This window comes from Pararhodobacter sp., assembly GCF_034676075.1.
GTDB lineage: Bacteria > Pseudomonadota > Alphaproteobacteria > Rhodobacterales > Rhodobacteraceae > Pararhodobacter.
In genome coordinates this window covers 1-8,534 of the sequence record NZ_JAUCCQ010000159.1, presented here as the reverse complement: position 1 = coordinate 8,534, position 8,534 = coordinate 1, and the positions used below count along the sequence as shown (strand labels likewise).

Below are 8,534 nucleotides of genomic sequence, written 5' to 3'. Positions count from 1 at the left end.
GCCCTCTTCGCCCCGATCCGCGCAACGCCCAGCACATCCAGCACCTTCGCCTCGATGTCCGCCGCGGTCAGGCCGGCCGCTTCGTACATCTGGTCGGGCGAGGCCTGGTCGAGGAAGGTGTCCGGCAGGACCATCGAGCGGTATTTGAGGCCGGTGTCGAAGACGCCTTCCTCGGCCAGCAGCTGCGCGACATGGGAGCCGAAGCCGCCGACCGCGCCTTCCTCGATGGTGATCAGCGCCTCATGCTCCTGGGCGAGGCGCAGGATCAGGTCGCGGTCCAGCGGCTTGGCGAAGCGGGCATCCGCGACGGTGGGCGAGATGCCGCGGGCGTCCAGCGCCTCGGCGGCTTTCATCACCTCGGCCAGACGGGTGCCGAAGGACAGGATCGCCACGCGCTTGCCCTCGCGGATCATGCGGCCGCGGCCGATCTCCAGAACCTCGCCGCGTTCGGGCATCTCCACCCCCACGCCCTCGCCCCGCGGGAAGCGGAAGGCGATGGGGCCGGTGTCATGCGCGGCGGCGGTGGCGACCATGTGCACGAGTTCGGCCTCATCGGCGGCCGCCATGACCACGAAACCGGGCAGGTTGGCCAGATAGGCCACGTCGAAGGACCCGGCATGGGTGGCGCCATCCGCCCCCACCAACCCGGCGCGGTCGATGGCGAAGCGGACGGGCAGGCCCTGCAAGGCCACATCGTGCACGACCTGATCATAGCCGCGCTGCAGGAAGGTCGAATACATGGCGCAGAAGGGCTTCAGCCCGCCGGCGGCGAGACCGGCGCAGAAGGTGACGCCGTGCTGTTCGGCGATGCCCACGTCGAAGGTGCGGCTGGGAAAACGCTCGGCGAACAGGTTCAGCCCGGTGCCGTCGGGCATGGCGGCGGTGACGGCGACGATCTTGTCGTCCGCCTCGCCCTCGCGGATCAGCGATTGCGCGAAGACCTTGGTGTAGCTGGGCGCGTTGGACGGCGCCTTCTGCTGCTTGCCGGTGATCACGTCAAACTTGGCCGTCGCATGACCCTTGTCCGCCGCCATCTCGGCCGGGCGATAGCCCTTGCCCTTCTTGGTCAGCACATGGATCAGCGTCGGCCCGGTGGCCCGGGCGTGCAGCGTCCGCAGGACCGAGAGCAGCGTTTCCATGTCATGCCCGTCGATGGGGCCGACGTAGTGGAAGCCCAGCTCCTCGAACATGGTGCCGCCGACGGTCATGTGCTTGAGCATGTCCTTGGCCCGGCGCGCGCCCTCTTGCAGGGGCGGGGGCAGCAGGCCCAGTGCGCCCTTGGCGGCGGCCTTGAGGTCCTGCAGGGGCTTCTCGGCATAGAGCCGCGACAGATAGGACGACAGCGCCCCGGTCGGCGGCGCGATCGACATCTCGTTGTCGTTCAGCACCACGAACAGCCGCTTGCCCAGATGACCGGCGTTGTTCATCGCCTCGAAGGCCATGCCCGCGGACATGGAGCCGTCGCCGATCACCGCAATCGCATCGCCCAGCGCGGGCTCGGGCGTGCCGCCGAGGTCATGGGCGACCTTGAAGCCCAGAGCGGCGGAAATGGAGGTCGAGCTGTGGGCGGCGCCGAACGGGTCATAGGGCGATTCCGCGCGCTTGGTGAACCCGGACAGCCCGTCCTTCATCCGCAGGGTGCGGATGCGGTCGCGGCGGCCCGTCAGGATCTTGTGCGGATAGCTCTGGTGCGAAACGTCCCAGATCAGCCGGTCGCGCGGTGTGTCGAAGACCGCGTGCAGCGCCACGGTCAGCTCCACCACGCCCAGCCCGGCGCCCAGATGCCCGCCCGTCTCGCTGACAGCGCTGATCGTCTCAGCCCGCAGTTCATCCGCCACCTGCTTGAGCTGCGCATCCGACAGCCGCTTCAGATCGGCCGGGCTCTGCACGCGGTCGAGGAGGGGCGTGGCTGGGCGGGTACTCATGGGCGCTCCGGGTTACTTGTCGCGGCTGATAACGAAGCGGGCCGCTTCGCGCAAGGAATCGGCCCGTGAGCCATAGGGTGCCAGAGCCTCCCCGGCCTGGGAAATCAATTCACGGGCACGCGCCCGGGCCGGTTCCAGCCCCAAGAGCGAAACGAAGGTCGCCTTGCCCGCCGCGGCGTCTTTTTGCAGGCGCTTTCCGGCGGTCGCCGCATCGCCCTCGGTATCAAGGATGTCGTCGGCGATCTGAAAGGCAAGGCCCAGCGCCGTGGCATAGGCGGCGAGCGGCGCGGGATCGGCGCCCGCCAGGATCGGCCCGGTCAGGCAGGACCAGCCGAAGAGCGCGCCGGTCTTGCCCTGTTGCAGCTGGACGATCTGTTCCAGCGTCAGCGGCAGGGCGGCGGTCTCGGCGGCGATGTCCAGCGCCTGACCCAGCACCATCCCCTCGGCCCCGGCAGCCCGGGCCAGCGCGGCGGTCAGCCCCGCGTGCCCCGTCTCGGCGCAGAGCTGGAAGGCCAGCGATTGCAGCGCGTCCCCGGCAAGGATCGCGGTCGCCTCGTCAAAGGCCACATGCACCGTGGGCCGGCCGCGGCGCAGATCGTCGTCGTCCATGGCAGGCAGGTCGTCATGAACCAGCGAATAGGCATGCATCGCCTCGATGGCGGCGGCGGCATTGAGCGCAACCTCGCGGGCGATGCCGTGCAGCGCGCAGGATTCGAGGACCAGATAGCCCCTCAGCCCCTTGCCGCCATGCAGCCCGTGGGCCATCGCCGCCTTAACCCGGCTCTCGGGCAGGGCATCGAGCGCCCGCGCCAGCCGCCCGGCCACGGCCAGCGAGGCGGCGGTCAGATCGGCGGGAAAGCTCATTTGGCGTCGAAGGGAGCGGTGCCGTTGGGCTCGCCATTCTCGGCCAGCGTGATCTGTTCGATCCGGGCCTGAGCCTGGGCGAGCTTGGCCTCGCAATGCTTCTTCAGCTTGGCGCCGTGGTCATAGAGGTCGATGGATTTCTCCAGATCGACCTGGCCGCTTTCCAGCTGGCCCACCACCTGTTCGAGGGCGCGCAGGGCCTCCTCGAAGGACATTTCGCTCACGTCTTTCATGCGCCCCGCTCCCTCAGCACCCGGATATGCGCCGCGGTCGAGGCCGCCAGCGCGTCGAGGTTATAGCCCCCTTCCAGGACGCTGACCACCCGGCCCCCGGCGTGCCTATCGGCCAGATCGCAGATCCGGTGGGTGATCCAGCTGAAATCCGCCTCGGTCAGGTTGAGCTGGGCCAGCGGGTCGTCGCGATGGGCGTCGAACCCGGCTGACACGAGGATCAGTTGCGGGTCGAAGGCCGCGACCCGGGGGAAGACAATCTCCTCCCAGGCCTGGCGGAAGACGGGCCCCTCGGTGCCCGGAGGCAGCGGCAGGTTCAGGATGTTGCCGTGCGGGCCGGTTTCCTCGGCCCGGCCGGTCCCGGGCCAGAGGGGGAATTGATGCGAGGAGACAAAGAGCGCGCGAGGCTCGTGCTGCAGCAGATCCTGCGTGCCGTTGCCGTGATGCACGTCGAAATCAAGGACCGCGACGCGGCTCAGCCCGTGATGATCGAGCGCGCGCTTGGCGGCGATGGCCACGGTGCCGAAGAGGCAGAACCCCATCGGCGTCGCGGTCTCGGCATGGTGGCCGGGCGGGCGGATCGCGGCGAAGGCGTTCCGCGCCTCGCCCGCCATCACCGCATCGAGCGCCGCGTTCAGCGCGCCGACCCCGGCCAGCGCCGCCTCCCACGACCCGGGCGAGACCCAGGTGTCGGGGTCGAGCTGATGGGTGCCGTCGGCCGGGATACTGGCCTTGATCTGCGCCACATAGGCCTCGGGATGGCAGCGCAGCAACTCGGCCTCGGGCGCGGGCGGGGCCTGACGGCGCTCCAGCGTGGCGAATTCCGGGGCCTCCAGCACGGTGAGGATCGCGCGGAGCCGCTCCACCCGCTCGGGATGGCCCGGGGGCGTGACATGGGTCAGGCAGGCGGGGTCGGTGAAGAAGAGGGTGCTCATGGGCGAAGGCTATCCCTGCCCCTTGCCCGGTTCAAGCGCGGCGGGGTGCCGCCAGAAGAGCGTATTTTCAGCAGAATGAAGGGGCGGGCGCGGGGTGGGCCGGGCGTGAGTATTTGCGGCAAGATGATGGGCGGATGCGATGCGGATAATTTTAATCAAATTCGCGCATCTTTGCGCCGCAAATATCCTCGGGGGGTGAATGCCCGCAGGGCAGAGGGGGGCAGACAGCCCCCCTTTCCCCGGACCCTGCCCGGGCCCCGGTCAGAGAACGTAGCGGCTGAGATCCGCCGAGCGGGACAATTCGCCGATATTCGCCTCGACATAGGCGGCATCGACCACCACCGCCTGCCCGCCGCGGTCCGGGGCGGCGAAGGAGAGTTCCTCGAACACCCGTTCCATCACCGTATAGAGCCGGCGCGCGCCGATATTCTCGACCGAGCGGTTGACCTCTGCCGCGATGGCCGCGAGCGCACGGATGCCGTCTTCGGTGAAGCTGACGCCGACCTCCTCGGTCTGCATCAGCGCCGTGTATTGCAGCGTCAGCGCGTTGTCGGTCTCGGTCAGGATGCGGACGAAATCGTCCTCGGTCAGCGCCCTGAGTTCCACGCGGATCGGCAGGCGGCCCTGCAATTCCGGCAGCAGGTCCGAGGGTTTCGCCACATGGAAGGCGCCGGAGGCGATGAAGAGGATATGGTCGGTCTTCACCGCGCCGTGCTTGGTGGAGACCGTGGTGCCCTCGATCAGCGGCAGCAGGTCGCGCTGCACGCCCTCGCGGCTGACATCGGCGCCGCGGGTTTCGGCGCGGGCGCAAACCTTGTCGATCTCATCGAGGAAGACGATGCCGTTCTGCTCGACCGCTTCCAGCGCCGCGGCTTTCACCGCCTCCTCGTCCAGCAGCTTGTCGGCTTCCTCGCTCAGCAGGATGTCGTGGCTTTCGGCCACCGTCATCCGCTTCTTCACCGTGCGACCGCCGAAGGCCTTTCCGAAGAGGTCGCCGAGGTTCATCCCCTGCGCCTGCATGCCCGGCAATTCCAGCATCGGCATCGAGGGGGCGGTTTCCGCCAGTTCCAGCTCGATGATCGTGTCATCGAGTTCACCCGCCCGCAGCTTCTTGCGGAACAGGTCGCGGGTGCCGGTGCGGGATTCCTTGCCGGCGACGGCATCGAGCACGCGCTCCTCGGCATTGGCCTGGGCCCGGGCGCGGACCTCGTCGCGCATCGCCTCGCGGGTCATCACCATCGCCGCATCGACCAGATCGCGGATGATCTGCTCGACGTCGCGGCCGACATAGCCCACTTCGGTGAACTTGGTCGCCTCGACCTTCAGGAACGGCGCCTTGGCCAGCTTGGCCAGGCGGCGGCAGATCTCGGTCTTGCCGACGCCGGTCGGGCCGATCATCAGGATGTTCTTGGGGTAGACCTCGTCCCGCAGATCGGCGCTGAGCTGCTTGCGCCGCCAGCGGTTCCTCAGCGCCACGGCGACGGCGCGCTTGGCCTCGGCCTGGCCGATGATGAAGCGGTCCAGCTCGGAAACGATTTCGCGGGGGGTCAGGTCAGTCATGGGGCGTCCTTGGTCGGCTGCGAGGGTCAGATACGCATCCGCGCGGCCGGTTTGAAGGGGCTTGTCCGAGAGAGGGATGATTGTATATACATTTTGTATGGACAATGAGCGCCGTTAGGCAATCGGAAACCAGGGTAGCCCATGCTGCACCCGTCACGGGACGCGGGATGCGATGTTCGAATGGGACGAGGCAAAGAGGCGGGCGACGATCGAGAAGCATGGCATCGATTTCCTCGATGCCGCTGAGATTCTGAACGGGCCGCATTACGTGCTGGACGGCAACAGCCAGGTCGAGATCCGCAAGATCGCGGTCGGCTGGCTGGACGGCAGGCATATCGCGGTCGTCTACACCCTGCGCGGGGAGGCCATCCGGCTCATTACCGCGCGGAAAGCGAGGCGAGATGAGCGAGAGCGATATCAAGCGCTATTCCCTGGAACAGATCCGGGCGATGAAAAGCCGCACTGATTGGGCGCGGCTGGACCGGGAAGGCGATTACGAAGGCGAGCAGGAATTCGAGGTCGACTGGACCTCGGCCCGCTGGGTCACGCCCGAACCGAAGCAGATGATCTCGCTCCGGCTCGACCCCGATATCCTCGCCTTCTTCAAGGCCGAGGGGCGCGGCTATCAGACCCGCATCAACGCCGTGCTCCGCGCCTATATGGAGGCGCAGAAGCGCTGATCACTTGCGGATCTTTTCGACCGTGAGATTGCCGTTGGTGTAGACGCAGATCGAGGCGGCGATCTCCATCGCCTTGCGGGCGATCTTTTCACCGTCCCAATCCGTCTCCATCAGCCCCCGCGCCGCGGCGGCGGCGAAATTGCCGCCCGAACCGATGGCGGCGATGTCGTATTCCGGCTCCAGCACGTCCCCGGCGCCGGTCACCACCAAGAGTTCCGCGCCGTCGGTGACGATCAGCATCGCCTCCAGATTGCGCAGGTATTTGTCGGTACGCCAGTCCTTGGCCAGTTCGACGCAGGCGCGGGCCAGCTGGCCGGGCATCGCCTCCAGCTTCTTTTCCAGCCGTTCCAGCAGGGTGAAGGCGTCGGCGGTGGAGCCCGCGAAACCCACGACGATCTCGCGCCCCGGCGGGCCGATGCGGCGCACCTTGCGGGCCGAGCCCTTGATGACCGTCTGGCCCAGGCTCACCTGCCCGTCGCCCGCGACCACCACTTCGCCGCCCCGGCGCACCGCCAGGATCGTGGTGCCGTGCCAGCCGGGAAACTTGTCTTCTGCCATGGGTGAAAACCTTTCGCTGTCTGCCGCCCTATATGGAGCCCGACCCCGGCCGTCGCAAGCCGCTGGCCTCTGGCGGGTCCCCTTGGGCGCCGTTAAGCTGGCCCGATGCAGCCCGTTCATCCCCCCGTCACCCTGCCCGATCCCGACGCCACCGGGGCCCTGGCCCGCCGTTTCGCCCCCCGTCTGGGGGCGGGCGATGTGCTGCTGCTGGAAGGGCAGATCGGCGCCGGCAAGACCGCCTTCGCCCGGGCGCTGATCCAGGCGCTGGGGGTGGCGGAGGACGTGCCCTCGCCCACCTTCACCCTGGTCCAGACCTATGACGCGGGGGTCGAGATCTGGCACGCCGACCTCTACCGGCTGTCCCATCCCGACGAGGCGGTGGAACTGGGCCTGACCGAGGCGTTCGAGACTGCGCTCTGCCTGGTGGAATGGCCGGAAAAGTTGGGGGCGGATCGGCCGGAACAGGCTCTGACATTGCGGTTTTCGGTGGTTGGCGAGGGGCGTGAGGTCGCTTTCCTTGGCCCGCCGGAATGGGAGGCCCGCCTTGCCGATCTTTGACCCCGCCCCCGGCCTGCGCGTCTTCGGCATCCCGCCCGGCGCCGATTTCCCGCTGCATCTGGCCCGCGGCCTGCGCGAGCGTTTCGCCGGTCAGCCGCCCGAGGCCATCGCCCGGGCCGAGGTGCTGGTCAACACCTCGCGCATGCGCAACCGGCTGCGGGAGGCGCTGGTCTCGCTCGGGCCCGGCTTCCTGCCGCGGATCCGGCTGATCACCGATATCGCCCCGCCGGGGGAGGATGCGCCGTTGCGCGCGCGGCTGGAACTGGCGCAGCTGATCCGGCAGCTGTTGCTGGCGGAACCCGATCTCGGCCCGCCTTCTGCCGCCTTTTCGCTGGCCGAGAGCCTGTTTCGCCTGCTCGACGAGATGCAGGGCGAGGGGGTGACGCTGGAGGCGCTGAACGGCCTCGACGTCTCTCAACATTCGCTGCATTGGGACCGCTCGCTCAGGTTCATCCGGCTGATCGCGGGGTTTCTGGGCCCTGCTTCCGGCGGTCAGGCGCGGCTGCGACAGGCGGCGCTGGCCCTGGCGGCCGACTGGGCCGTCACCCCGCCCGCGCATCCGATGATCGTCGCCGGCTCCACCGGCTCGCGCGGACCGACGGCGCTGCTGATGCAGGCGGTGGCGCGTCTGCCGCAGGGGGCGTTGGTGCTGCCCGGCTTCGATTTCGACCTGCCGGGGCCGGTCTGGGGCAGCCTCGACAACCCGCTGCATTCCGAGGATCACCCGCAATTCCGCTATGCCCATCTGCTGGACCTGCTGGGCGCGGAGCCTGACGTCGTGCAACGCTGGGGCGCCGCCGATGCGCCCGATCCGGCGCGCGGGCGGCTGGTCTCGCTGGCGCTGCGGCCTGCGCCGGTGACCGACCAATGGCTGCGCGACGGTCCCAACCTGCGCGACCTGCCCGCTGTGACTGAGAACCTGTCGCTGATCGAAGCGCCGAGCCCGCGGGCCGAGGCGCTGGCCATCGCGCTGGCGCTGCGCCAGGCGGCGGTGCAGGGGCTGAAAGCGGCTCTCATCACGCCGGATCGGACGCTTGCTCGCCGCGTGACCGCCGCGCTGGACCGCTGGCATCTGCGACCCGACGACAGCGCCGGGCGCCCGCTGGGCCTGTCCGCGCCGGGTCGCTTCCTGCGGCAAAGCGCCGAGCTGCTGACCGGATCGGTCACGGCCGAGGCGCTGATCGCCCTGCTGAAACACCCGATCGTCCATTCGGCCGAGGGGCG

General features: G+C 68.7%; 9 protein-coding genes and 1 pseudogene. 4 read left to right on the top strand and 6 right to left on the bottom strand.

Annotation, left to right across the window (positions count from 1 at the left end; all coding sequences use genetic code 11):
* The 5 genes from dxs to hslU form a co-directional block, all read right to left on the bottom strand.
* A partial coding sequence (gene dxs / locus VDQ18_RS21840; protein WP_323022979.1) for a 1-deoxy-D-xylulose-5-phosphate synthase occupies nucleotides 1-1,925 on the bottom strand: 1,925 nt, incomplete at its 3' end.
* 12 nt (nucleotides 1,926-1,937) lie between these two features.
* Complete coding sequence (locus VDQ18_RS21835; protein ID WP_323022978.1) at nucleotides 1,938-2,789, bottom strand: polyprenyl synthetase family protein; 852 nt, start codon at nucleotides 2,787-2,789, stop codon at nucleotides 1,938-1,940.
* On the bottom strand, nucleotides 2,786-3,022 hold the full coding sequence (locus VDQ18_RS21830) for an exodeoxyribonuclease VII small subunit (RefSeq protein ID WP_323022977.1): 237 nt from the start codon (nucleotides 3,020-3,022) through the stop codon (nucleotides 2,786-2,788). The genes VDQ18_RS21835 and VDQ18_RS21830 overlap by 4 nt, the downstream gene beginning before the upstream one ends.
* Nucleotides 3,019-3,954, bottom strand: a complete 936-nt coding sequence (locus VDQ18_RS21825; RefSeq protein WP_323022976.1) for a histone deacetylase family protein — start codon at nucleotides 3,952-3,954, stop codon at nucleotides 3,019-3,021. Before VDQ18_RS21825 ends, VDQ18_RS21830 begins: the two co-directional genes overlap by 4 nt.
* Before the next feature lie 261 nt (nucleotides 3,955-4,215).
* Nucleotides 4,216-5,514, bottom strand: a complete 1,299-nt coding sequence (gene hslU / locus VDQ18_RS21820) for an ATP-dependent protease ATPase subunit HslU (RefSeq protein WP_323022975.1) — start codon at nucleotides 5,512-5,514, stop codon at nucleotides 4,216-4,218.
* A gap of 172 nt (nucleotides 5,515-5,686) precedes the next feature.
* Here hslU and VDQ18_RS21815 point away from each other — a divergent pair, with 172 nt between their 5' ends.
* Nucleotides 5,687-5,980 (top strand): BrnT family toxin, encoded by a 294-nt coding sequence (locus VDQ18_RS21815; protein WP_323022974.1) that lies wholly within the window; start codon nucleotides 5,687-5,689, stop codon nucleotides 5,978-5,980.
* Nucleotides 5,964-6,194 (top strand): BrnA antitoxin family protein, encoded by a 231-nt coding sequence (locus tag VDQ18_RS21810; RefSeq protein WP_323022973.1) that lies wholly within the window; start codon nucleotides 5,964-5,966, stop codon nucleotides 6,192-6,194. The genes VDQ18_RS21815 and VDQ18_RS21810 overlap by 17 nt, the downstream gene beginning before the upstream one ends.
* On the opposite strand, the gene hslV is transcribed toward VDQ18_RS21810, so the two are convergent.
* Nucleotides 6,195-6,752, bottom strand: a complete 558-nt coding sequence (gene hslV / locus VDQ18_RS21805; protein ID WP_323022972.1) for an ATP-dependent protease subunit HslV — start codon at nucleotides 6,750-6,752, stop codon at nucleotides 6,195-6,197. It lies immediately after the preceding gene.
* A gap of 105 nt (nucleotides 6,753-6,857) precedes the next feature.
* Here hslV and tsaE point away from each other — a divergent pair, with 105 nt between their 5' ends.
* Together tsaE and VDQ18_RS21795 are read left to right on the top strand one after the other, a co-directional pair.
* Nucleotides 6,858-7,310: a tRNA (adenosine(37)-N6)-threonylcarbamoyltransferase complex ATPase subunit type 1 TsaE gene (gene tsaE / locus VDQ18_RS21800; protein ID WP_323022971.1), complete on the top strand. Its 453-nt coding sequence runs from the start codon at nucleotides 6,858-6,860 to the stop codon at nucleotides 7,308-7,310.
* Nucleotides 7,297-8,534 (top strand): annotated as a pseudogene (locus VDQ18_RS21795) (double-strand break repair protein AddB); the annotation flags it as partial. The gene tsaE and the pseudogene VDQ18_RS21795, both read left to right, overlap by 14 nt.

Coding starts and splice junctions, on each gene's coding strand:
- VDQ18_RS21835 (WP_323022978.1), bottom strand. CDS start 2,789: ATGAGCTTTCCCGCCGATCTGACCGCCGCCTCGCTGGCCGTGGCCGGG.
- VDQ18_RS21830 (WP_323022977.1), bottom strand. CDS start 3,022: ATGAAAGACGTGAGCGAAATGTCCTTCGAGGAGGCCCTGCGCGCCCTC.
- VDQ18_RS21825 (WP_323022976.1), bottom strand. CDS start 3,954: ATGAGCACCCTCTTCTTCACCGACCCCGCCTGCCTGACCCATGTCACG.
- hslU (WP_323022975.1), bottom strand. CDS start 5,514: ATGACTGACCTGACCCCCCGCGAAATCGTTTCCGAGCTGGACCGCTTC.
- VDQ18_RS21815 (WP_323022974.1), top strand. CDS start 5,687: ATGTTCGAATGGGACGAGGCAAAGAGGCGGGCGACGATCGAGAAGCAT.
- VDQ18_RS21810 (WP_323022973.1), top strand. CDS start 5,964: ATGAAAAGCCGCACTGATTGGGCGCGGCTGGACCGGGAAGGCGATTAC.
- hslV (WP_323022972.1), bottom strand. CDS start 6,752: ATGGCAGAAGACAAGTTTCCCGGCTGGCACGGCACCACGATCCTGGCG.
- tsaE (WP_323022971.1), top strand. CDS start 6,858: ATGCAGCCCGTTCATCCCCCCGTCACCCTGCCCGATCCCGACGCCACC.